23 protein-coding genes are annotated in these 22,611 nt (G+C 37.4%); 11 read left to right on the forward strand and 12 right to left on the reverse strand.

Annotated features, from left to right (window positions below):
• Positions 1-2: 2 nt before the first annotated feature.
• The 12 genes from SHALO_RS03895 to SHALO_RS03945 form a co-directional block, all read right to left on the reverse strand.
• Entirely contained in the window at positions 3-887 is an 885-nt protein-coding gene (locus SHALO_RS03895) for a site-specific integrase (protein WP_084010694.1), read from the reverse strand.
• Positions 884-1,687 carry a DNA cytosine methyltransferase gene (locus tag SHALO_RS03900; protein WP_069477439.1) on the reverse strand — a complete coding sequence of 268 codons (804 nt, stop codon included), beginning with the start codon at positions 1,685-1,687 and terminating at the stop codon, positions 884-886. Before SHALO_RS03900 ends, SHALO_RS03895 begins: the two co-directional genes overlap by 4 nt.
• Complete coding sequence (locus tag SHALO_RS03905) at positions 1,678-1,959, reverse strand: hypothetical protein (protein WP_069477440.1); 282 nt, start codon at positions 1,957-1,959, stop codon at positions 1,678-1,680. The genes SHALO_RS03900 and SHALO_RS03905 overlap by 10 nt, the downstream gene beginning before the upstream one ends.
• Position 1,960: 1 nt before the next feature.
• Positions 1,961-3,307: a replication endonuclease gene (locus SHALO_RS03910; protein WP_069477441.1), complete on the reverse strand. Its 1,347-nt coding sequence runs from the start codon at positions 3,305-3,307 to the stop codon at positions 1,961-1,963.
• Entirely contained in the window at positions 3,307-3,615 is a 309-nt protein-coding gene (locus SHALO_RS03915; protein ID WP_069477442.1) for a hypothetical protein, read from the reverse strand. The genes SHALO_RS03910 and SHALO_RS03915 overlap by 1 nt, the downstream gene beginning before the upstream one ends.
• Positions 3,615-4,844 carry a hypothetical protein gene (locus tag SHALO_RS03920; protein WP_158513704.1) on the reverse strand — a complete coding sequence of 410 codons (1,230 nt, stop codon included), beginning with the start codon at positions 4,842-4,844 and terminating at the stop codon, positions 3,615-3,617. Before SHALO_RS03920 ends, SHALO_RS03915 begins: the two co-directional genes overlap by 1 nt.
• On the reverse strand, positions 4,774-5,964 hold the full coding sequence (locus SHALO_RS03925; protein WP_084010698.1) for a zonular occludens toxin domain-containing protein: 1,191 nt from the start codon (positions 5,962-5,964) through the stop codon (positions 4,774-4,776). The genes SHALO_RS03920 and SHALO_RS03925 overlap by 71 nt, the downstream gene beginning before the upstream one ends.
• A 3-nt stretch (positions 5,965-5,967) precedes the next feature.
• Positions 5,968-6,432 carry a hypothetical protein gene (locus tag SHALO_RS03930; RefSeq protein WP_069477445.1) on the reverse strand — a complete coding sequence of 155 codons (465 nt, stop codon included), beginning with the start codon at positions 6,430-6,432 and terminating at the stop codon, positions 5,968-5,970.
• Positions 6,433-8,355, reverse strand: a complete 1,923-nt coding sequence (locus SHALO_RS03935) for a furin-like repeat-containing protein (RefSeq protein WP_145923222.1) — start codon at positions 8,353-8,355, stop codon at positions 6,433-6,435.
• A 301-nt stretch (positions 8,356-8,656) separates the two neighbouring features.
• Positions 8,657-8,782 (reverse strand): hypothetical protein, encoded by a 126-nt coding sequence (locus SHALO_RS15600; protein WP_274532264.1) that lies wholly within the window; start codon positions 8,780-8,782, stop codon positions 8,657-8,659.
• Positions 8,783-8,827: 45 nt separating this feature from the next.
• Positions 8,828-9,031 (reverse strand): hypothetical protein, encoded by a 204-nt coding sequence (locus SHALO_RS03940; protein ID WP_069477447.1) that lies wholly within the window; start codon positions 9,029-9,031, stop codon positions 8,828-8,830.
• Positions 9,032-9,108: 77 nt separating this feature from the next.
• Positions 9,109-9,429, reverse strand: a complete 321-nt coding sequence (locus SHALO_RS03945) for a hypothetical protein (RefSeq protein ID WP_069477448.1) — start codon at positions 9,427-9,429, stop codon at positions 9,109-9,111.
• 269 nt (positions 9,430-9,698) lie between these two features.
• Between SHALO_RS03945 and SHALO_RS03950 the strand changes: the two genes are divergently transcribed.
• The 11 genes from SHALO_RS03950 to SHALO_RS04000 all read left to right on the forward strand — a co-directional run bounded on the left by SHALO_RS03950 (position 9,699) and on the right by SHALO_RS04000 (position 22,592).
• On the forward strand, positions 9,699-9,950 hold the full coding sequence (locus SHALO_RS03950) for a helix-turn-helix domain-containing protein (RefSeq protein WP_069477449.1): 252 nt from the start codon (positions 9,699-9,701) through the stop codon (positions 9,948-9,950).
• A gap of 9 nt (positions 9,951-9,959) precedes the next feature.
• The gene (locus tag SHALO_RS03955) at positions 9,960-10,457 is read left to right on the forward strand and encodes a hypothetical protein (protein ID WP_069477450.1); all 498 of its coding nucleotides are present in this window, start codon (positions 9,960-9,962) and stop codon (positions 10,455-10,457) included.
• A gap of 455 nt (positions 10,458-10,912) precedes the next feature.
• A complete protein-coding gene (locus SHALO_RS03960) occupies positions 10,913-11,173 on the forward strand; it encodes a hypothetical protein (protein WP_069477451.1) in 261 nt (86 codons plus the stop codon).
• 87 nt (positions 11,174-11,260) lie between these two features.
• Positions 11,261-13,378 carry a sensor histidine kinase gene (locus SHALO_RS03965; RefSeq protein ID WP_238585285.1) on the forward strand — a complete coding sequence of 706 codons (2,118 nt, stop codon included), beginning with the start codon at positions 11,261-11,263 and terminating at the stop codon, positions 13,376-13,378.
• Entirely contained in the window at positions 13,375-14,019 is a 645-nt protein-coding gene (locus SHALO_RS03970) for a response regulator transcription factor (RefSeq protein WP_069477453.1), read from the forward strand. The genes SHALO_RS03965 and SHALO_RS03970 overlap by 4 nt, the downstream gene beginning before the upstream one ends.
• 132 nt (positions 14,020-14,151) lie before the next feature.
• Positions 14,152-14,685, forward strand: coding sequence for a TRAP transporter small permease subunit (locus tag SHALO_RS03975; protein ID WP_069477454.1), 534 nt, complete (start codon positions 14,152-14,154; stop codon positions 14,683-14,685).
• Positions 14,682-16,034, forward strand: a complete 1,353-nt coding sequence (locus SHALO_RS03980) for a TRAP transporter large permease (RefSeq protein ID WP_069477455.1) — start codon at positions 14,682-14,684, stop codon at positions 16,032-16,034. Before SHALO_RS03975 ends, SHALO_RS03980 begins: the two co-directional genes overlap by 4 nt.
• Positions 16,035-16,192: 158 nt before the next feature.
• Positions 16,193-19,018, forward strand: coding sequence for an FAD-binding and (Fe-S)-binding domain-containing protein (locus SHALO_RS03985; protein WP_069477456.1), 2,826 nt, complete (start codon positions 16,193-16,195; stop codon positions 19,016-19,018).
• Between the two features lie 176 nt (positions 19,019-19,194).
• The gene (locus SHALO_RS03990; protein WP_069477457.1) at positions 19,195-19,440 is read left to right on the forward strand and encodes an OadG family transporter subunit; all 246 of its coding nucleotides are present in this window, start codon (positions 19,195-19,197) and stop codon (positions 19,438-19,440) included.
• Positions 19,441-19,455: 15 nt separating this feature from the next.
• A complete protein-coding gene (locus SHALO_RS03995; RefSeq protein WP_069477458.1) occupies positions 19,456-21,270 on the forward strand; it encodes a biotin/lipoyl-containing protein in 1,815 nt (604 codons plus the stop codon).
• An 8-nt stretch (positions 21,271-21,278) separates the two neighbouring features.
• Complete coding sequence (locus SHALO_RS04000) at positions 21,279-22,592, forward strand: sodium ion-translocating decarboxylase subunit beta (RefSeq protein WP_069477459.1); 1,314 nt, start codon at positions 21,279-21,281, stop codon at positions 22,590-22,592.
• Positions 22,593-22,611 lie beyond the last annotated feature (19 nt).

A 22,611-nucleotide genomic window follows, 5' to 3' on the forward strand; every position in this document is an offset into this window, starting at 1 on the left:
TCCTAAGCATAAAGCATAATATCAGTTTTAAACGAAGTAAAATGACCCTCTATATAACTTACATAAACATCATAAATCATACGAGTATTTGAATGACCTAGATATTGAGAAAGTTCGAGCGGTGTACAGAGTTGTTTATAAAGCATATTCGTAGCGAATGTATGGCGCATGTTGTACGGTCTTCGATATTCAATACCTAACTTTATAAGTAAAGGCTTCCACCAATAGTTACAAAAGATATGCGTGTCATGGTATGGATTACCATATTGCGTTGTCATCATGTAGTTATCGTTTTCACGTTCAAACATTTTAACGATGTAAGGATAGAGTGTATCTATAATAGGAATATCCCTTATTGAGCCAAATGTTTTAGGCTTTACATCACCAAAACGAGAGATCGTAGAACGAATATGAATCACTCTTTTTTCAAAATCAATATCAGCACGTTTTAAAGCCAATATTTCACCCGTTCTCATTCCCGTAAAGAAACCCATAGCCAAAAGATAGACAAGGTTAAAATTGTAGTCCTCAGCACCCTTTAAAATACGTTGAACGTCATCGCTGGTAAAAGGCTTAATGCGTGGTGCATGATATTTAGGAAGTGCAACGTGTACCATGGGATTTTTATCTATTATTTCATCTTCCAATGCAACGTCTAGGATACCCTTTAAAACGCTCAAGTAGTTTCGTTTAGACTTATTCCCTACGGTATCAATTTTTTTATACCAGAGCTTAATATGAGAGGCTCTTATGTCTTTGATATTCATGTTTTGAAATTCATCAAAACGCTTATTGATAATGCGTCTATTTTTATCAAAGTAGGAGGGTTTCCATTCGTCCTCGTTGAGTTCAAGATAGAGTGAAGCGCATTTTTGAAAAGTCATCATGCGCCTTTTTGTTGTTGATCAGTCACAACAAATCTTTGTCTATTTCTTTGTGCTCGTTTACGACATGAAAAATCATAATATGAAGCCCGGCCAGTCACGAAACGACCACAACCACAATCACAGATTTTGTTATCCTGTTGCGTCACACTTATTTCTTCCAGATCAGTCACAGCCTTTGCAAGTGCTCGACCAATACAAAGAGGAACACCGTTACCTACAGCTCTTTTTTTACCTTGGACATTAAAACTTTTTAAGTCGAAATCATCCTCTAAGCCTTGCAATCTACAAAGCTCTCTAAAGGAACGGCTATCATTAGCTAAAGCACATGATTCTAATTTCTGTGATCGATCAGTCACGTTTTTTCTTTCAATTTGTAGGTATTTATTTTCTTTATGACCGAATTGAATGTGGCGCAGCCGAGTCACGTTTTCATACCAAGATTGATTAATATCTAGTCTTTGATGTGAGTATCCATCTATTTTTACGTTAGGTACACCTGCAACATTTTCTAAAAGAAACCAGGACGGGTCACACTCTAAAACAATTCTTTTATATTCCATAAGCATTTCAAAACCGTAAGACTCTTCCAATACAGGGCGGTCACGTTTTAAGGGTGAAAAGTCAGGGCATGGCGGACCACCAATAATTCCATCTATTTTTCCTTTTATGCCTGTGAAGTCACGAATATCGTAATGTTTACCTAAAATGATGTCACCAGCACTTACAACGCAGAATCCTGCTTCTTTGAATGCACGATCTAGTAAACCAATGCCAGAGCATAGAGAGAGGACTAATTGCATAGTAAAGCCTTGTTTTCTTCACGTTTAATTTGAGCTTTTATTCTTGAAAATTCTTTTTTAGTATCAAAAATCTTTTGAGCTAAATCAAAATCCAATTCTATTAATTTTTGATATTTACGACATGTAACCAAATCAGTCGTAAAAAAATCATTTTCTAAAGCATTTTGAGCGTTAACACAATCCTCTTTTTTTTGAACTAGCTTTTGAAGCTGCAAAGTCACACGTAAAAGTTTTATATTAAATTTTCGTAGTTGATCAGTCACAATTTTCATTTTATGCTCCAAAATCATAGATTGTTGATTGACGATCATGTTCAATGACCGTTTCAAGATCAGGTAAAAGATCAACGTGTTTAGGAAGTCTTCTATTTTTGTTATCTGCTATTCTTTTTTCTTCGGAGAGAGCAATAAGAGCAGTAAAATGGTCGTCGACTTTTTTAGGATTAGCGTTTAGATAATCTTTAAATTTAGCGAATTGATTTAGGTATGGATTGATATCAGTTCCGAGAATATTGACAGGCAAAATATCACCCTGAATAAGTCCACGTTTAATACATTCGTTTTGCACCAAAACGAAATGTTGGAAATTAGAAAGGTCAGGATTAAGAGAGTGATAATATTGCATTAGGTCGTAATTTTTACGGTGAGCTATTGGTTTTTGAATAGGATTGAGTAAAACGCCATTTTTAGAGAATATTTCGATTTTAATAGGTTTTTTGTGTTGTTTAATACACGGCTTTTGAACCTTTGACATAGCAAAGTCAATCACAGGCATTTTTTTAACCCAAATACGACCAAATTCATCAAAGACTTGCAAGACCTTATTTGTTTCAGGGTGAACGTAAACGCTAAGGCGTTTTTCTTTATACATGACTGTTAATTCGTTCAAAGAATAACGACCACCTAGGACACGATAAACGTCAAGAGATATGAGTGTGCGTGAGGTGTAAATTCTGCAAATGCCATGATAAACATACCAAAGTGTTAGGTCGCTGATATTATCCTCACCGTAACGCAAATCGTCAAGTGTTTTAAGAACGTATTTCATCAAGTAAGAGACAGGATTGTCGACCTTTGTCTCAATCTTACCGAGCGGTTCAGGAAAGTGACGTGTAAAGAGCTTTACAAATTTTTCGACTTTGTCTTCGGGAATAAAGAAAGAGATATGCAAATGCGGTGTGCCATCGTGGTGCGGTTCTGTTACACGAAAGTAACAACGATCTTCACGAGGAATACTTGAATAAAAATTGTCTTTTAAAATCTTAGCGAGCATTTTAGAAAGGAATTTTGAAGCAACCTTTGGGGTGTTTTCAGGGTTGTATTTGCGATTACGAACAATATTACCACCATTAAGCTTTTTAAGCCTATGGAAGTCAGGAGGGCATGTTATCGTGCAAAAGACATTGACAAGATTACGAGCCGTTGCGTAATTGAAAATCGACCAGACACGATTTTGAATTTCAGCGATGTAACGGTTTGGATTGATAAAAGCATTTTTGAAAAAATTAGAATACGGAACTTCCGTATCTCCGAATTTGATGAAATTGTTGTCAAGAAAAAATTTCACGTTTCTGATTTTGTCTTTTGCGACTTTGCGTTTGTGTTGGTCTAGTCCATACATTAGAGCACCTCTTTTTTACTATCATCTATTTCTAAAAAAATAGACTGCTTTTCAATGAGGTATTCAACCGTAGTTAAAACGTCCATGTTAAAATTCTCAGAAATTTTTCTAAGCTTTTCAAAGACACTAGGAGAAATCTCAACTACGTAAGCAGAACTTGAAAGAAGAAAATATTTTCTATCAAGTTCAATTAAACGATTTTCTAAGTATGAAAGTCTCATGTCTTGATATAAACGCTCAGATACTGTTGCAACTATTGATCTAAAAAAATCTGATTTATCAAATAAAGAATAGAAAAACTTTTTCATCAAAGCACCTCAATCGCAATAGTTATGATAGAGTTAGTTTTTGTTTTAGACTCATATTTAAAAAGCTCGCCAAGAAGCCAAATACTTGAAAGAACAGGAACGTTATAAGAACTATCCAGTTGCGTTTCTTTATTAATACCGCTTAAAACAAGAAGTTCACCACGTTGAAGCCCATAATTACTTTTTAGCTCTTTTTTAGAGGTTTTAAGAGTGTCATTATCAAGAATATCCTCAAGTATAAGTGTAAGGTCAAAATGAACAATATTTTCGATAATAATAGGTTTGATAATAACTTTTAAGCCAACATCTCTATAAGTGTAAGAAGTTGAAGAAGTGGAAGAAGCATTTGAATAAGAAGAAGTACCAACACTATAACGAGTATTTATAACAGAAGAAAAAGAAGCTTCCGTTTGATTACGGGCAGTAACGACAGGAGAATTTTTTATTTCAGTAAAACCATTTTGATTAAGATATTTTAAAACACCGTAAAAACCACTTTTTGAATTGTCAAGTACATTCGTCGTTGCAGAATAAGGCATAGTGATCAAATTTAAAAAATAATTATAAGACGAATTTACCGAATTGCCATCACTATCAGTTTTTTGAACAGATTGCATGTAAGCACTAAGATTTGCACCTCTATCTTTGATATCCTCCAAACTCGTCTCAAGCACAGTTATTTTGAACTGAATTTGGCTGTATGGAACATCAAGTGAAGCGATACTTTTTAAAAGTTCTGCGGAGTATTCAGGTTTGCAAAAAAACGAAACTGAATTCGTGGAAGAGATATAGGTGTACTTAACACCATCGTGCATTTTTAAAAGATTTTCAACATCTACAAAAACAGGATTTTTAAGCGTTACAGAATGAAAAACGTCTTTAATCGGTTCAGGCTCTTTTTTTGGCTCTTCTTTTTTTTCAGGTATTGGCTCAATATAGTAAAAATCGCTTTTATCTTTTTTGAGGTCAAGTCCTTTAAGATAAAGCATTTTTTTAAATGCTGGTAAATAGACCGTTGCATCTTTATCACCTATAAAAAATGTAACCTGCTCATCATCCACAGACTCCTGAATAAGAATGTTTACTTTGTTATCTGTTGCTACCTTTTGAGCAAATTCGCGAAGAGGAACAGAGTATTTTATACTCTCAGCAAAAACGCTACTTATGAGTAGCAAAAGCAGTAGGCATAGGGTTAGAGGATTTAGCCTCTTTTGAAGTAATTGCACCATTTTTATTTTCCTTAATAGATTTTTCTTTTTCAATTTTTTGGAGAAAATCAAACGTATCCGAAGGGAGCATGACAAAGTATTGAATGTATGAGCCATCATTAAAAAACCAAATGAATTCAGGCTCAAGCTTTAAAGTGAGTTTGTTTAAAAGAGGCTTTGGAAAGTCAATGCCTTTATATGTGCAGAGCATGTCAATACATCGAATTTCAAAAAGTTCATCTTTAGTATCATTGACATCTTGTTTTTGAAATTTTTTTGCATCTTTTGAAGTTTGTTTTTTACCTTGATCAGTCACATTATTTTCAGGTTGTAAAGACATTGATTTATTATGCTCTGATTTTTCTTGATTGATCGTTTCGGTTTTTTCTGTATCAAATTGAGACAAAAACACTTTAAAAACGATTACAAGAAGCACAAAAAGAATGATGAAATACATCAGATATTTTTTGACCTGACTTGGTGCATTATTGCTAGCACCACTGACATACATTTTGAAAATTTCAGGAACCATTGGAACATGAAAATCACCAATTTTGTCTTTTTGATAACACTTATAAGAGTTATATTGAACGTATCGAAATTTATTTGAAAAGAAACGAGAAGATGGTGGCACAGCTTTATAAAAGAACTCTGCTATCTTCGTATAGCCCGTAAAAATAAGATCAAGATTTTGAGTAATGAAAATGATGTCTTGATGTAAATGCCCATGATACGTCAACCACCATGTAAGAATAAGATTTTCTTTATCGAAAAAGTTTTGACATTCATCAATAACAAAAAGAGCATTAAAAAGATTGTTTGCTTTAGCATAATAAATAAGTTCATCATCGGTCTTTTTAGCCGTGTACATCGTATGAAGATTGACCAAATGAGCATAGAAGGCTGAATAGTCAAAAGGCTTGATTTTAGAAGATTTTGAGAAGTCAAATTGATTGATATTTGTGTACGCTATATCATACGTTTTTTTAAGTTTTTTAGAGGAATATTTACCGAAGAATTTGTCCAATAACTTAGTTAATTTTGTAACTGGTATAACAAAGATAAATGCCATATAAAGCAAGAACATAGCGTAATAGGTTTTTCCACTTCGAGGGATTCCAGTTAAGTATGTTATTGCCATTTTCTATTCACCCAACAAAATCGCAATTTTGAAAAATTCGTCCGAAGCGTCTTTTAAAGCATGCAAAACAACCTTTGAAATAAACAAAGCTAAGAGAGAACCAAACAGAAGTGTAAACACTGCAAAAGCATCCGTAACAGCGTCCAATAATCCTATTGCTTGCATAACCTGTAATGCAATAACCAAAATAGAATCTGAACTCAAAAGCGACGGAATCATATTTAAAAAAGAAGTTATTAGATTATAAATAGTTGCTAAAAGAGTCAAAATTGCAATCAGAAAAGCAACTTTAGAAACAACCAAAGCACCAACAACCGCAAGTTGAATAGGGACAGTTACACCCTTGACAGCAAATTTCTTACCAATCCAAACAAAAAAAGTTGCCAATGGTCCTACAGAAGAAAAAAAACCAACGATACGAGAAACCATAGTTCCAAATAAGCCAGCCGCAAAAATAGGAAGTGCCATCTATGCCATCCTCATAAGAATTTTTAAAGAAGAAAAAAGGATTCCAAAGACAAAAAAGAGGTAAAACATTGTGTAAAAAACTGGTCTTAACGGAGATAAAACCGTACAAAAATCAAAACTAAGAGGAATAACTGCAAAAACAAGATCAATAGAACCATTGTAAGGACACTGTTCAAGAGAACCTTTTGGGAGATCAAGAGTTAAAGAATCACCATTAACGAGCTCTTTTAATTCATCACCTTTTGAAGTAACCGTATCAACGGAAGATTTTAAATTATTCCATGTTGTTTGCCAAGTATTGAAGACAGAATAATCCGTAGGAATATCATTAGTCCAAGTTTGCTCAGTAAGTCCATCGGAAGTTTGAGACATTAAAGCATTCATATTTGTAGCACTAGATTGAATCGAATTTAAAGAATTAGCCATTGAAGCCGATTTATTATTAATTGAACCCAATAACTCATTTCCTGATTGAGCAGTACCATTAAGTTTTTCAAGTTGTTTTCCAAGGCTATCTAAACGACCAGTAACACCGCTTAAATCAATACTTTTGCCATCACTGGTTGTAGCAGTTCCACTAAGTGTAGAAGAAGGTGTAGTTGTTGTTTGACCCGTTGTAGGGTTTGTACTTGTTGTATTGCCATTCGAAGGCGATGTGGATGAAGGCGTTGAAGTTGTTGCTTGTGTAACCGTTCCATCATTATTAATTACAGGAGCTTTATAATCTTTGACCGTATAAGGAAGATCAGTACCACTACTTGCAGTATTTGCCAAATCTGCTTTATTAACTACGATTGATTGCGCTGTATTATCAGGACTTGTTTTTACAATTTCGACTTGTGTAGGTGAATTAATAAGCGCAGTACTTGGACTATTTGTAGGAAAAATAATATCACTACCCAAAATTAAAGCATTAGCAGGCATTTTACCAACACCTGCGGCATTATCCCAAACAGTTTTTAAATTTGCTTCCGTAATTTGTCTTTGAGTATATATTCCATTTTTAGAAAAAACAGGTGTACCACTTTCAGGCGTTGAAGACGCAACGGTTGAAAGTTGATCAAAAGAGACACCTGAATTACTAGAAACATTAACAGTAACACCATTATCAGTATTTGTAGGTGTAGCAATTACAACATCATCAGGAGTTACCATAGCAGAGCCCAAAGTAAAAAGACCAGAACCAAGAACAGCAAAAGGATTAAGAGAATTTAAACCAGTTGGAGAAACAACAAATGAACCGTCACCCGTCGACTCATAAGCAATTACCCAACCAAGAGCTTGAAAAAATTGTCCTACAGCATTTGTTATAGGTTTTCCATAAGCATCATAAGCAGTACTTAACCAAGAAGATACAGGAAGTGAATCAGGAATAAGACCATTATCTTTTACAGTACCATCAGGATTTAAATTAGGATTTAAAAAACGATTTGGAATAACATTAAAATCTTTATCATGAGTAATACATTTTTCAGTAGAAACATCACAATACATTTCAGCACCATCAGAAAAATAAACTATAAAATTATCATTATCAAAAGTAGTTTTTGTTTGATTATAATCACCCATGCATAAATTTAAATCAGAATCAACATGCGAACCAGTAGGACATTTTGGAACGCATACACCTGCAACTAAATCTTGATCAGCTGTACATGTAGGAGCAGGAACGGGACAAGTAGCATATGTATATAAATAATAATGAACTTGATTTTTTGCAAAATCTGCAATAACAATATAGCCACCCTCAAAATTGTAAGCAGAATAGCCAGTAGTACCAGCACTCCAATCATGCCAAACGCCTATTTTACGACAAACACCCTCAGATTTATAAATGTCATTACCCTCATAAGTCGCCGTAACATGTGGACCCGAAAATAAAAACGAAGAAATCATCATTAAAGCTAAAAGTATTTTTTTCATTTTGAAGTCCAAATAAGCTCTATTTCAAGAGCTTTAAGGAAGTTTGAAATGTCTAGTACTATGAACATCATTTTAAGTACCTAAGAGCAGACAATCCTAAAACCATAGGGATTGCAATAATTGAAGTCCATACAGGAAAGCTAAAAAAGAAGTTAAATGCAGGATTATCAGTTACATTGAAAATAATATAGGTCATAAGACAACCTTGAGAACAATAGCAATATATAAAGAGACTAAAAGACCGCAGAGAAGACCCGTTAAAGCCATAAGAGCTTCATAATAGGTTGTGATTAAGCCTAGCTCATTCATTGATTTTTCCTAGTTTTGAAACAGCAATTGTGATGGATTTATAGATGAAGAGTGTCACGCCAAGCACACCAAAAAGACTTAAAATGAAGCTTGAGAGAGAGATAATTGGAAGTGTCATTTTAAACCTTTCAAAATAGTAAGAGGGAGCCGAAGCCCCCGAAGCTTAAGCGACTTTTTTAAACATGCCAAGAGCAAGTTTAATGGACGCAACAACACCGATTGCAACTACGATGATCGCTACCGCAGAGTAAAAAGGTGTAAGGTTAAAAACACCAGTAAAGCCAGTAGCTTCACTATAATTTACATCAGCCGCAAAAGAGGCAACAGAAGCTAAAGCCGTAATTCCGAGAGATTTGATAAGTTTCATTTGAAACTCCTTTTGATGTAGTAGAGTATGTGAACCCTCTATCAATCCCTTTACATGTAAAAGGGATTTGTAGAAGGCTAGAGAGGTTTTTTGAGTTCGAATGGGTTTTTGTCGAAAATTTGATAGGATAAGCTATCACTAGGGAATGTATAGGTGCCGTTTTTGGTATTAATGGTAAGGTAAGGGATAACGATGAATTTACCCTTTGATTCTGAAAGAGTTTTAAAGTCGCTCATTTCCATTTGAATTTGCTCTGTGGATTTAATGAGGTAACCCTCTTTGTCTTTTGTTTCAAAAGTAACTGTGGCTTCGAGTGAAGTTGTCACAACGCCTGTCTCTTTGTTTTTGCGATTGTTTGGTCGCACCTCTTCGAGTTGTCCAATAAAAAAAGTAATCATGTCAAGAATCTCCTATCCGAAAATTTTAGGAGGGTAAGTCGGATAGCCTACCCACCTAAGGCGATTTAAAATAACCCTCATTGATGGAATGGTGAAAACCACCGAAGGTATATGTCAAACGCCTTGGTATGTGAAAAGGGTTGGTTTTCAAATAACAAGAGTTTTGACAAAATGCTATAATGTAACTTAAACATTTTAATGAAAGGAAGCCATACTTAAAATATCTAAGTAACTATACTAAAATATATTAAGTAAGTCAAGAGTAAACAATGAATAATAAAGAATTTGCTGAATATCTTGGAATATCAGAACCAACAATATACTCTTGGAAGAAACACAAAAAAAATTTATATGACATTGTTATGCAATGGAAGAATGGAAACTTAAATAATCTTAGTAGTGATGAAGAAAAATTACTTAAGATATTTAAGGAGCTAAATGAAAAACAAAAAAAATATTATCTACTAAAAATGGAAAGTGATTTAATTCAAAACGAAATGATTGAAGAGAAATATAACTAAGGATTTAAAATGATTCATAAAGAAGATGAAACACTAGATTTACTTGGTAAATACACAAAGAAGAAAGAACCAATCAAGACTAAACCACTTGAAAATATAAAAGAAAAAATTGTTTATAGAGACGTAGGAAAATTCACAGCAAAAGCAGATAGTAAAAATAATAGCAATTCAACTTTTAAAATTTTAGGAATTATTGCCATTGTATTAATTTTTATAGCAATATATAAAAACAGCTCATTCTCAAAAAATAATCCACTAATAGGAAAATGGATAAAAATGAATCAAATAGTTAATATAAATAGCTTTGTAGAATTTACAGAAGACACAATGATAAAAACAGGAATGTCAGTAAAAGTAAATTACAAAATTTACAATGACAAAGTAGAAGTAAAACCAAATGTAACATTTATTGAAAGTCCAATAGGATTTATTTATTACATAAAAGATCAAAACACAATAATTGAAGATAATCCACTCGGAAGAAGTTTTTATCAAAGAATGAAATAATAAACCTCTTTTGATTTCTCCGACTAAGATTTTAAAAATGCGAATAACTTTTTATAAGTAGCCAAGGGCGTGCGAGCTCGTTCCTCGCTTCGCACGCTTCACGCGTGTTCAAATGACATGCAGAAAAGATGAGTAAAGAGCAAAGAGCGGGCTGTTTAGGCAGGAGTTTCAAAAGTAGTTAGGGGAATGTAAAGAGTAAGGCGTTCTCATCATTATTGTAGGTTATAACAGGGTACTGTATCGCATGCGCTCAATCCTCACGCACCCATCTAGCCTAGGGCTAGGTGCTTTTATCTGCGATGCCGAAGAGAAGGGCTTTTTGGCATATATGTTTTTATTCAAATCCCCCCGACCGCACCATTTTATCTCTCCTTCTTGTACTTCCTCCCTTTTATAAAACTCACTGTTGATTTATGGTATCATTCCTCCTATTTTTCAATTTTGAAAGGTTTTTGATGCGAGAGTTAGAGCTAAAAAATGTCATCAAACTTGGTGAGCGTGAGTTTTTAATTTCAACCATTAGTATGCATGTTCGCCACTCTTTTTTCGAAGGAGACTCTAAAAAAATTGTCTATGAAACCATGGTGTTTGAGATTATGAATGATGAAGTACAATTTCACCATCCTATTTTCAATGAACGCTACAATATGGCAGACGAAGCTATCGCAGAGCATGGTGCTATTATCAAGCATCCTGAAAACTTTTTTATCATCTAATCCAAACCCTTCTAATCCATGAAAAAGATTTTTTTACTCTGTTTTTTGAGTTTGGGAGTGCTTTTCGCTCAAAATTCAAAGGATATATTGATCATCCATTCGTATCATAAAGGCTACAAATGGAGCGATGATATTTCCAAAGTCATTGAAAAAAACTTTTTAGATAAAGAAAATATTTTTGTATCTTCTGTGTATATGGACACAAAACGTGTCGATAGCCCTGAGTATTTAAATACTTTTTACCACTACTACCAAGAGCGTTTTAAACACTACACGTTTGATGTTGTTATCGCCGTGGATAATAGCGCATTAGCCTTTGTTAAAGAACATTATGAAGAGCTTTTTTCAAAAAAAACGCCCATTGTTTTTGTAGGTATTAATAATTTTGAACCCTCTTTAATTGAAGGGATCAAAAACATTAGTGGCGTGGTTGAAAATGTGGATATTGAAAAAAATATTGATTTGATGATTAGTTTGCAACCCAATCTTGATAAAATCTTGATTATAAATGAGAAAACAATCACAGGCGATGCCGTTCGCAAAGAGATTGATGCTGTGAGTCCCAAGTATGAAAGTCGCATCGAAATTGAGCATATTGATAGTATGGATATGGACGAGATCGCATCAAAAACAGCGGGGCTTAGCAAAAACAGTGCTATTTTGTGGGTTCTCCTCTTTAAGGATAAAACAGGACGCTTTTTTACCTATAAAGATAATTTACAACAGATTCGCAAAATTACCAATACCCCTATCTATGGGCTTTGGGATTTTTATTTAGATTATGGCATTGTGGGTGGATTTCTAACCAGTGCGACGGCGCAAGCAGAAGCTGCCTGTAAAATTGTCGAGCAAATTTTAGCAGGGAAAGATCCAAGCCATGTTCCCATTGTACAAAAGAGTCCCAACCGTTATCTTTTTGATTATAATGAGCTCATTAACCATCAAATAGATCCATCCCCTGTTTTAAAAAATTATGAAGTGATCAATAAGCCTTTCTCCTTTTACGAAGAGTATAAGCACTATATTTGGCTTTTTACTGCTATTTTTAGCGCTATCGTTATGATTATTCTCTTTTTGATGCAAAATGTGCGTATTCGAAAACAGAGTGAAATGGCGCTTAAAAACCAACTGGAGTTTATTAAAGTTCTGTTGGATACCATCCCAAATCCTATCTATTTTACCAATGTTGAGGGGAAGTATATTGGGAGTAATATGGCGTTTGCAAAGCTTTATGACCAGAGTAAAGAGGAGATTATTGGAAAATCAGTTTTCGATTTTTTTCCAAAAGAGTGGGCATCTGAAAGGCGAAAAAGCGATGTTGAACTCTTAGCCAAGAAAGGTTCTGATACGCTTGAATTAATGCTTCACATCCCCAAAAAAAGGGCGTGTCTTTTTACGCTGAGTAAAGCAGTGTACAGCAATATTGATGGGAGTGTGGGCGGTATTGTTTGTATTATGGATGATATGACAGAGCGGGTACAACAACAACAATTTTTAATTCAACAATCGAAACTGACTGAGATGGGCGAGATGATCGCGGGCGTTGCGCATCAGTGGAATGAGCCTTTGGTGGAGCTTTCTGCTATTATGCAAGATATGGAGTTTTGTTTTAATAATGGCGAGATGGATCGGGTGAAAATGAAAGAGTTTGTACGCGACGCCATCATTCAGATACAATACATGTCACAAACGCTTAAAGACTTCCGTAATTTCCTTAAACCTTCAACCAAGAAGACACTCTTTTGTGCTAAAAAAGCGCTGAACGAAGTGTTGGAAATCATTGGAAGACAGATTTTTTATGCGCATATTGATCTTAGTGTCATCTATCTTAAAGAGGACGACTCTTTTCCTGTATATGGTTTTGAGAATGAGTTTAAACAAGTACTCATTAATGTCATTAATAATGCTAAAATTAAACTGGTTAAAGCGCACAAAGGTGGGAAAATTAGCATTGAAGTTGATCGTGAGATGTTTTATACCAAAATTGTCATTAGCGACGATGGAGGGTTTATCCCCGAAAAAATTATTGGGTTTATTTTTGATCCTTATTTTACGACGAACAAAAATGGAACGGGTTTGGGACTTTATATGGCGAAGATGATTATTGAAGATAAGATGGGTGGGAGTATTCGCGTTCAAAACAGAGATGTCAGTACGGTCGAATTTACTATTTTAGTTCCTAATGCAAACAAAGGCAACGAATGAAAATTTTACTTTTAGAAGACAATGCACGCTTTAATGCCACCATTGTCAAGCGGTTGGAAGCGAAAGGGTATCATATTGATTCGTTTATGGATGGGCAAGAAGCGTATGATGCTTTGGATAATGGCTATGCCTGTTTTCTCTTAGACATCAACGTCCCCAGTCTTGATGGAATTGAAATATTGAAAAAAATACGCGATTTTTACCCAGAGACGCCGGTGATTATCATGAGTTCTAGTGTGGAACTGGAGGTGATCAAAGATGCTTATAATTTTGGATGCAATGACTTTTTGAAAAAGCCTTTTTTCATTGATGAGCTTGAAATTAAAATTGAAAAACTCTGCAATATTCGCCATGATATTGTTGATTTAGGGCATGAGTGTTGTTTTGATTTTAAAACAAGCTTGCTTCGTATAGGGCAGGAACACGAAGAACACCTTTCGCGCAAAGAAAAACTTCTTTTAAATGTACTCATTAGCGAAAAAGGCAAAGTCGTTACGTTTGACAAAATTCAAGCGATGGTCTGGGAAGGCAATTTCGCAAGTTTGGATTCGATTCGCTCTTTGATGCGACGGCTGCGTAAAAAAATTCCGTTTGAGTGCATCGAAACGGTAGTTGATGTGGGGTATATTCTGCGTTATTAATGCTTTACATGTAACCTGTTTTGCCAACGGCTCAGATGTTGCATGAAGCGTTTACTTCAGCATTTCGTAAAAGATAAAGCGAGCATCTTTGGAAGAAGGTTCTCGCTTTGCATTTTTGGAAAAAGGATTTCAATGCTCTTAACGATTGAAAAATGGTTTGATAAAATCAGCCACGTGATTGGGCATCTTTGCTCAGGGTTGATGCTTGTGATGATGTTAAATATCTTTTACGATGTGTTTATGCGGTATCTTTTTAAAAGTGGCTCCATCGCACTTCAAGAGATGGAGTGGCATCTTTTCTCTGTCATTATTCTCCTTGGGACTTCGTATGCACTTATGGAAGATTCACATGTGCGCGTGGATGTTTTGTACGCAAAATTCAGCGACAAGAAAAAAGCGTTGGTCAATATCTTTGGCGCGATTGTTTTTATGATGCCTATTGCCCTTTTAGTTGCGCTAAGCTCTGTGGGGTTTGTGATGGAAGCGTTTACCTCTAACGAAATTAGCAGCGATCCAGGAGGTCTGACGCACCGCTGGATTTTAAAAGCGTTGATCCCGTTTTCCTTTTGGTTATTGATTTTTATGACGCTTGGATTTATTATTAAAAATATCAACATTTACCGAGGTGTCACAAAAGCATATTTTAGAAAGCAGGAAGAGTTATGATCGGTATTGTAATGTTTGTCGTAGGCATGCTGATGCTTCTTATAGGCTTCCCTGTTGCGTTTACTTTTGGTGCGGTGTCGGTCTTTTTTGGTTTGGCTTCGGGCGTTATAGCCTCTTTGGGTGATGGTGGTACGTTGATGGAAGGGCTTGATGCGGGTGCGCGTATGTTTGCTTTTATGCCCCATCGTATTTGGAGCATTATGAACAACACGATTCTTATCTCCGTTCCAATGTTTATTCTGATGGGCATTATTTTACAAAAATCACGTTTAGCGGAGCGTCTTTTAGAAGCGATGGGCTTTTTGTTTGGCGAAATTCGTGGAGGCCTTGCCATCAGCACGGTTTTAGTAGGCGCCCTTCTTGCCGCATCGACCGGTGTTGTTGGAGCAAGCGTTGTGGCAATGGGCGTTATCTCCTTGCCCGTCATGCTCAAATACAACTATTCCAAATCCCTCGCATGTGGAACCATCTGCGCTTCAGGAACACTGGGGCAGATTATCCCACCATCCGTTGTTTTGATTATTTTAGGCGACGTCTTTCAACTTCCCGTGGGTGATCTTTTTGAGGGCGCTTTTTGGCCAGGATTGACACTAGTGGCTGTTTATATTCTCTATATCGCTATCGTCTCTTTTTTCAACAAAGAGATGGCTCCTTCTATCCCTAAAAGTGAGTTGATGCACAGCAAATCCAAACAAGTGGTGAATGCGTTTAAAGCAATTTTGCCACCACTCATTTTAATTATTTTGGTTTTGGGTTCTATTTTTGAAGGCATCGCAACGCCTACGGAGTCTTCTGCTGTTGGGTGTATTGGTGCGATGATTTTGGCGTGGATATACAAATCGTTTTCGTTTAAAATGATCCATGAAGCATCGATGGAGACCGTGCGTACAACGGCAATGGTTTTTGCCATTTTAATTGGCGCGACCGCTTTCTCCATGGTTTTTAGCTACACAGGTGGCGACGAAATTATCGCAGAGGTTATGCGTTCTTTGCCAGGCGATAAATGGGGCTTTATTGTTGTCTCGATGCTCGCAATTATGGCACTGGGCTTTTTTATCGATTTTGTGGAGATCTCTTATATTATCATTCCTATTTTAGCGCCGATTGCAGAAGCGATCGGGCTGAGCCCTGTTTGGTATGCGCTTTTAATCGCACTTAACTTGCAAACATCGTTTCTAACGCCACCGTTTGGCTTTAGCCTCTTTTATCTCAGAGGCGTTGCACCTTCGTCTGTTACAACGATGGACATCTACAAAGGAGTGGTACCATTTATTCTTTTGCAGGTTTTAGTGATGGTTATTTTTACACTTTTCCCAGAGATGTATGGCGTCTCCATGATGCTCAAATAGCTTCGTTTGTAAAAAATGTTTCGCATCTTCTTCTTTACATGTAAGGTATGTCACTTTTTGACTTGATAGGCTTTACATGTAAAGTTTTTTGACAAAATATCATGTGTTTTTTATGTCAAATTGCTACACTGACTAAAACCCCCTATAAAGGATTGTGAATGTTATTAAGCGGAAAGTATCTTGATTTCTATAATGAAATCATCACGTTTATTCCCGAGAAGAGAATTTTTACAGATCCCCTTCATACCATAGCATACGGTACGGATGCTTCGTTTTACAGGTTAGTTCCCAAAGTCGTCGTTTGGGCCAATAATGCGGATGAAGTGAGTCAAATTCTTAAAATCACCTCTTCACTCTCCTTGCCAGTTGTTTTTCGAGCTGCAGGGACAAGCCTCTCTGGGCAAGCGATTACCGATTCCATTTTACTCATGACCTCACGTGATTGGAAAAAGATCAATATCAATAAAGAGGCGAGTACCATTACCATGCAACCTTCGGTGCTTGGTTCGGATGCGAATGCATATTTGCTTCCGTATGGGAAAAAAATCGGTCCCGATCCAGCGAGTATTACCTCTGCGATGATTGCAGGAATTGCAGCGAATAACGCCAGTGGTATGTGCTGTGGTACAGCCGACAATTCCTATAAAACGCTTGAAGCAATGAAGATTATCTTCCATGATGGCTCTGAACTCGATACGGCGTCACCCCAAAGTATCAAAGAGTTTAAACAATACCATCACGCTCTGGTAGAGCGTATTAGCGCGCTCCACGCTGAGATTAAAGCCAATCCTGCCCTTCACGATAAAATTGTCCGCAAATTTAAGATCAAAAATACCTGTGGGTATGGCCTCAATGCGCTCGTGGATTATGAAGATCCGATCGATATTATCGCGCACCTCATGATCGGTAGCGAAGGAACGCTTGGATTTATCAAAGAGATTACCTTTAGAACCGTTCCTGAGTACAAAGATAAAGCCAGTGCGTTGATGATCTTTAAAAACATCAAAGATGCCTGTGACGCGGTAATTGTGCTTAAAACACAGTGTAAAGACAATGTGGCAGCCGCTGAGCTGATGGATCGAGCAGGACTTGCGAGTGTTGAAAGTAAAGAGGGCATGCCAAGTTTCCTTAAAACGCTTAGTCCTACAGCGACCGCTCTTTTAGTTGAAAGTCGCGCTGAAAATGATGCGCAATTGGATACCAATATTGCGATTATTTTGGAAAAACTCTCCCACATTGAGCCTGAAATGCCACTGCATTTTACCAAAGATGTGTATGAGTATACGAAGTATTGGAAAATTCGTAAAGGACTTTTCCCCGCTGTTGGTGCCGTGCGTGAGAGTGGAACGACCGTTATCATCGAAGATGTGGCGTATCCTATCGAGTCTTTGGCGGATGCCACGTTGGAGCTTCAAGAACTTTTCAAAAAATATGGCTACAACGAAGCAATTATTTTTGGGCATGCGTTGGATGGTAACCTTCACTTTGTCTTCACCCAAGCCTTTGAAGATCCTAAAGAGATTCAACGCTACGAAGCGTTTATGCAAGATGTCGCTGAACAAGTGGCGACAAAATACCATGGAAGTCTTAAAGCCGAACACGGAACAGGGCGTAATATGGCGCCGTTTGTGGAACTGGAATGGGGAAATGATGCTTATACACTCATGAAAGAGATTAAGAATATTTTTGACCCTAAAGGGCTTCTCAATCCAGGTGTTATTATCAATAGCGATCCTAAAGCGCATCTTAAAAATTTCAAATCAATGCCCGTCACGGATGAGTATATCGATAAGTGCATCGAGTGTGGTTTTTGTGAACCTGTCTGCCCATCGAATTTTTTAACACTCACCCCACGACAGCGTATTGTCTCCAATCGTTATATGAGTACCCTTAAAAATGCAGGAGATGAAGAAGCGTTTGAAGCGTTTCAAGCTTTGTACCAGTACGATGGTGTTGAAACCTGCGCAACGTGTTCACTCTGTTCACTGGTCTGCCCGGTTGGCATTGACACGGGTGCATTGACGAAGAAGATTCGTGCACACCAAATTACACCGACGCAACACAAATTAGCTGGAATGATTGCCAATAATTATGGAACCATTTTAGGCGTAGGTAGTTTTGTACTGAGTGCTGTCAAAGGTGTTAACGCTGTTATTCCTGATGGTGTGATGAAAGCAATGAGCGCAGGTGTTACCGCGCTCAGTGGCAATAAATTGCCACTATGGACAACCAGTCTTCCAGGAGGTCATACGTTTAAAGACAGTCGAAAACTCTTTGGTATGGCTGAAAAAGTGGTCTATTTTTCATCCTGTTTGAATCGCACAATGGGCAATCCAAAGCCAAAAGGTGAAGAGAAAGAGTTAGATGAACTCATCATTGGTATTTTGGAAAAAGCGGGTTATGAAGTCATTTTTCCAGAACAGCTAAAACCGCTCTGCTGTGGTATGCCTTTCTCCAGTAAGGGTTATAAAGCAGAAGGCAAACAAAAATCAATGGAGTTAGAAGCTGCGCTTAATAAAGCAAGCGAAAATGGGAAATACCCTATCTTGTGTGATATGAGTTCGTGTACGAAAACGATGATGGAGTATTTTGATTCTGGTTTAAAAGTTCATGACCCTATTGAGTTTATTCACGATTCTTTGTTGGATCGCTTGACGATTAAACAGATTAATGATCCTATCGTGATTCATTCCATCTGTAGCACAAGAAAGATGGGCTTAACAGAGAAATTTGAAAAAATTGCACGCTTATGCAGCTCGAAGGTAACCGTTCCTGCGGATGTAACGTGTTGTGGGTTTGCAGGAGATCGTGGGTTTAACTATCCAGAGCTCAATAAATCGGCTTTACGTCATCTAAAATCGTCCATTCCGAGTGATACAAAATTAGCCTTTTCAACAGGAAAGCCATGCGAAATTGGTCTGAGTGAAGAGAGTGGATTAGAGTATCGTTCACTCTTTTATCTCCTTGAGCGCGCTATTTCTTAAGGATTCTGCTTTACATGTAAACATGGGTCAATCACTCTTTATTTGAGAATGAATTGACCCAACTCCCCCACCTTCAAAACCACTTTTCCATAGGGTTGATTTAATAAATAAAATGATAAAATACTAAAATTTTGACTATGCTTTTTAGTTGAATTTAAACAAAAAGGGTTGCGTCTATGGAAGTGAATCTGATTGTGGAAAGCCTTAAATTCTTGGTTTTAGGGATGTCCACTGTATTTATGTTTTTAGTCTTAATGGTTGTTGTTTTGGAGCTTCAGGCTAAAATTATCCTCAAATATTTTCCTCCTAAAGAGGTAAGTGTTCACAATTCTACACAAGAATTATCACAAAAAGATAACTTCACAGTTGTTGCAGCCATTGCTGCTTCTATTCAGTCATACAAAAAAAAATCAAAACAGTAAAAAGGGCAAAGTAAGATGGCTAAAAAATACATCGATGTGATGGATACAACGTTTAGAGATGGTTTTCAATCGGTTTTTGGTGGACGTGTACTGATGGATGATTTTCTCCCTGCAGTCGCTGCAGCAAGAGATGCGGGCATTAGCCATTTTGAATTTGGTGGAGGTGCTCGCTTTCAAAGCCTTTACTTTTATCTCAATGAAGATGCCTTTGAGATGATGGATCGTTTTCGCGCTATCGCAGGCCCTGATGCCAATCTTCAAACCTTAGCGCGCGGTGTCAATACCGTTATGCTCGATACTGGCAATCGCGATTTGATCGACTTGCATGCCAAAATGTTTAAAAAGCACAGCACGACAACGATTCGTAACTTTGATGCACTGAACGATGTTGAAAACCTCAAATACAGCGGTGAACGCATTGTGCATCACGGACTTAAACACGAAATCGTGGTGACAATGATGGACCTTCCTCCTAAATGTGTGGGGGCTCATGATGTTGCTTTTTATGAGAAAACGCTTCGTGAGATTTTGGATTCAGGTATTCCGTATCACAGTGTCTGTTTTAAAGATGCAAGCGGAACGTCCAGCCCTCAAAAAGTGTATGAGACCATAAAAATGGCTAAAAAACTCCTTCCTGAAGGCACGCATGTCAGACTGCATACGCATGAAACCGCAGGTGTGAGTGTGGCGTGTTATCTCGCGGCACTCGAAGCAGGTGCTGATGGCATCGATCTTGCAGCGTCACCTGTGAGTGGCGGAACCTCTCAACCAGACATCTTAACGATGCTTCACGCGGTTAAAGGTAAAAATTACGATCTTGGAGGCCTTGAGCTTGAAAAAATTCTCACTTATGAAGATGTGTTACAAGACTGTTTAAAAGATTACTTTATGCCACCCGAAGCGGTGCAAGTCTCTCCTTTAATTCCTTTCTCCCCAATGCCAGGCGGTGCACTCACTGCCAACACACAAATGCTTCGCGATAACAACATTTTACATAAATTCCCAGAAGTGATTAAAGCAATGCGTGAAGTGGTTGAAAAAGGAGGATACGGTACGAGTGTAACACCTGTATCCCAATTTTATTTCCAACAAGCGTTTAATAACGTGATGTTTGGATCGTGGACAAAAATTGCCGAGGGCTATGGCAAAATGGTTCTTGGCTACTTTGGAAAAACGCCCGTTGCTCCTGATGAAAACGTTGTAGCACTTGCCAGCGAGCAACTGAAATTGGAACCAACGAAGAAAAATGCACTTGATTTGGCGGATGCAGATGAGAGCAAATCGCTTGCTAATGTAAAACAGATATTAGAAAAAGAGGGACTTCCTACAACCGAAGAGAATCTCTTTATTGCCGCTTCATGTAAAGAAAAAGGCGTTGCATTCCTCAAAGGTGAAGCAAAAGTCAATGTGCGTAAAATTGGTAAAGCAGAAAAAGGAAAGATTGTTTGCAGTGCCTCTTCAGATTATACGGTCATTGTCAATGGTCAAAAATACAATGTTAAATCTTCCGATAAACAAGATGCTTTTGTCATTAACGGGCAAGAGTATTTTATCGAAATCGAAGAGGGATGCAGTGATGAAACAAGTGGCGCTGGTGTCGCAACTTCTGCTTCTTCAAACGGTACTGAAATCAAAGCAGGAATCCCTGGTTCGATCTTTAAAGTACTTGTGAATGTCGGCGATAAAGTGAGTAAAGGCCAACCCGTTATTGTGATTGAAGCCATGAAAATGGAAATTGAAGTGGCAGCACCATCTGATGGTGTGGTCAGTAGTGTTAGAGTTAAACAAGGGGATACCATCGTCAATAATCAATTGCTTGTAACGCTATAAGGGATAAAATGAAAAAAAAGATTATGGGGGTGCTGTTGCTACTAGGATTCGTAATGATGATGCCATCATTACTGAATGCAGAGAATGTAGCCAAAGAGAATTTAAATCAAGATTATAAATCGAAAAGTGTATCAGAGCTTTTCGTCTCATTATACGAATCTACGGGTATTAATGCCATGATTAATCCTCAAGAAGGAATGGTAATGCACGGCATTACGATCTCTACGTTTAATCAAGGTGCGGGTAGGGTTGTGATGATCGCCATCTGTTTTTTACTTTTCTACCTTGCTATCGCCAAAGGGTTTGAGCCATTACTGCTCATTCCCATTGCTTTTGGTGGATTTTTAGCCAATATTCCTGTGGCAGACATCGCTGGTCCTGAGGGATTTTTGGGAATTTTATTTACGATGGGTATTAGCTCAGGGCTTTTCCCTTTGATGATTTTTATGGGTGTGGGTGCTATGACGGACTTTGGACCTCTTTTGGCAAACCCAAAGACGGCTCTTTTGGGAGGGGCAGCGCAACTTGGTATCTTTGGTACGATCGTAGGTGCGGCTATTTTGACCGAATACACAGGTTTTATCAATTTCTCGCTCAAAGATGCGTGCGCCATTGGTATTATTGGTGGAGCAGATGGGCCTACTTCTATTTTCGTTGCGACTCGTTTGGCACCGGATCTTTTAGGTGCAATTGCAGTAGCAGCGTATTCGTATATGGCGTTGGTACCTATTATCCAACCTCCTATCATGAGAGCGCTTACAACGAAAGAAGAGCGGCTCATTAAGATGGAGCAGTTACGCGAAGTCTCTAAAATGGAAAAAATCATCTTTCCTATTACGGTGATGATTTTGTGTATTTTAATGTTGCCCGATGCAACTCCTTTGATTGGCGCACTTGCTTTTGGAAACTTAGCACGTGAATCGGGTGTGGTCAAACGATTGTCGGATACAATGGAAAATGCCTTAATTAACATTGTAACTATTTTCTTAGGTCTCTCTGTTGGTTCAAAATTAGCTGCTGAAAAGTTTTTGGTTCCGGAAACATTGGGAATTTTGTTTTTGGGCTTGGTGGCATTTTCTATGGGAACAGCGGGTGGTGTTCTTATGGCAAAAGTAATGAATAAGTTTAGCAAACACAAAGTAAACCCACTCATTGGCTCAGCAGGTGTCAGTGCTGTGCCTATGGCAGCAAGGGTTTCTAATAAAGAAGGCATGAAGGAAGATCCAAGCAATATGCTTTTAATGCATGCGATGGGTCCAAATGTGGCAGGTGTCATTGGCTCTGCGGTTGCAGCAGGTGTGCTGCTGTCCATTTTTAAATAAAAAGTTTTGAGGATATAAA

The sequence above is a fragment of the Sulfurospirillum halorespirans DSM 13726 genome (assembly GCF_001723605.1).
GTDB lineage: Bacteria > Campylobacterota > Campylobacteria > Campylobacterales > Sulfurospirillaceae > Sulfurospirillum > Sulfurospirillum halorespirans.

Excerpts from the sequence above, each read along its gene's own strand:
- SHALO_RS03895 (WP_084010694.1), bottom strand. The coding sequence starts at position 887 with ATGATGACTTTTCAAAAATGCGCTTCACTCTATCTTGAACTCAACGAG.
- SHALO_RS03900 (WP_069477439.1), bottom strand. The coding sequence starts at position 1,687 with ATGCAATTAGTCCTCTCTCTATGCTCTGGCATTGGTTTACTAGATCGT.
- SHALO_RS03905 (WP_069477440.1), bottom strand. The coding sequence starts at position 1,959 with ATGAAAATTGTGACTGATCAACTACGAAAATTTAATATAAAACTTTTA.
- SHALO_RS03910 (WP_069477441.1), bottom strand. The coding sequence starts at position 3,307 with ATGTATGGACTAGACCAACACAAACGCAAAGTCGCAAAAGACAAAATC.
- SHALO_RS03915 (WP_069477442.1), bottom strand. The coding sequence starts at position 3,615 with ATGAAAAAGTTTTTCTATTCTTTATTTGATAAATCAGATTTTTTTAGA.
- SHALO_RS03920 (WP_158513704.1), bottom strand. The coding sequence starts at position 4,844 with ATGGTGCAATTACTTCAAAAGAGGCTAAATCCTCTAACCCTATGCCTA.
- SHALO_RS03925 (WP_084010698.1), bottom strand. The coding sequence starts at position 5,964 with ATGGCAATAACATACTTAACTGGAATCCCTCGAAGTGGAAAAACCTAT.
- SHALO_RS03930 (WP_069477445.1), bottom strand. The coding sequence starts at position 6,432 with ATGGCACTTCCTATTTTTGCGGCTGGCTTATTTGGAACTATGGTTTCT.
- SHALO_RS03935 (WP_145923222.1), bottom strand. The coding sequence starts at position 8,355 with ATGAAAAAAATACTTTTAGCTTTAATGATGATTTCTTCGTTTTTATTT.
- SHALO_RS15600 (WP_274532264.1), bottom strand. The coding sequence starts at position 8,782 with ATGACACTTCCAATTATCTCTCTCTCAAGCTTCATTTTAAGTCTTTTT.
- SHALO_RS03940 (WP_069477447.1), bottom strand. The coding sequence starts at position 9,031 with ATGAAACTTATCAAATCTCTCGGAATTACGGCTTTAGCTTCTGTTGCC.
- SHALO_RS03945 (WP_069477448.1), bottom strand. The coding sequence starts at position 9,429 with ATGATTACTTTTTTTATTGGACAACTCGAAGAGGTGCGACCAAACAAT.
- SHALO_RS03950 (WP_069477449.1), top strand. The coding sequence starts at position 9,699 with ATGAATAATAAAGAATTTGCTGAATATCTTGGAATATCAGAACCAACA.
- SHALO_RS03955 (WP_069477450.1), top strand. The coding sequence starts at position 9,960 with ATGATTCATAAAGAAGATGAAACACTAGATTTACTTGGTAAATACACA.
- SHALO_RS03960 (WP_069477451.1), top strand. The coding sequence starts at position 10,913 with ATGCGAGAGTTAGAGCTAAAAAATGTCATCAAACTTGGTGAGCGTGAG.
- SHALO_RS03970 (WP_069477453.1), top strand. The coding sequence starts at position 13,375 with ATGAAAATTTTACTTTTAGAAGACAATGCACGCTTTAATGCCACCATT.
- SHALO_RS03975 (WP_069477454.1), top strand. The coding sequence starts at position 14,152 with ATGCTCTTAACGATTGAAAAATGGTTTGATAAAATCAGCCACGTGATT.
- SHALO_RS03980 (WP_069477455.1), top strand. The coding sequence starts at position 14,682 with ATGATCGGTATTGTAATGTTTGTCGTAGGCATGCTGATGCTTCTTATA.
- SHALO_RS03985 (WP_069477456.1), top strand. The coding sequence starts at position 16,193 with ATGTTATTAAGCGGAAAGTATCTTGATTTCTATAATGAAATCATCACG.
- SHALO_RS03990 (WP_069477457.1), top strand. The coding sequence starts at position 19,195 with ATGGAAGTGAATCTGATTGTGGAAAGCCTTAAATTCTTGGTTTTAGGG.
- SHALO_RS03995 (WP_069477458.1), top strand. The coding sequence starts at position 19,456 with ATGGCTAAAAAATACATCGATGTGATGGATACAACGTTTAGAGATGGT.
- SHALO_RS04000 (WP_069477459.1), top strand. The coding sequence starts at position 21,279 with ATGAAAAAAAAGATTATGGGGGTGCTGTTGCTACTAGGATTCGTAATG.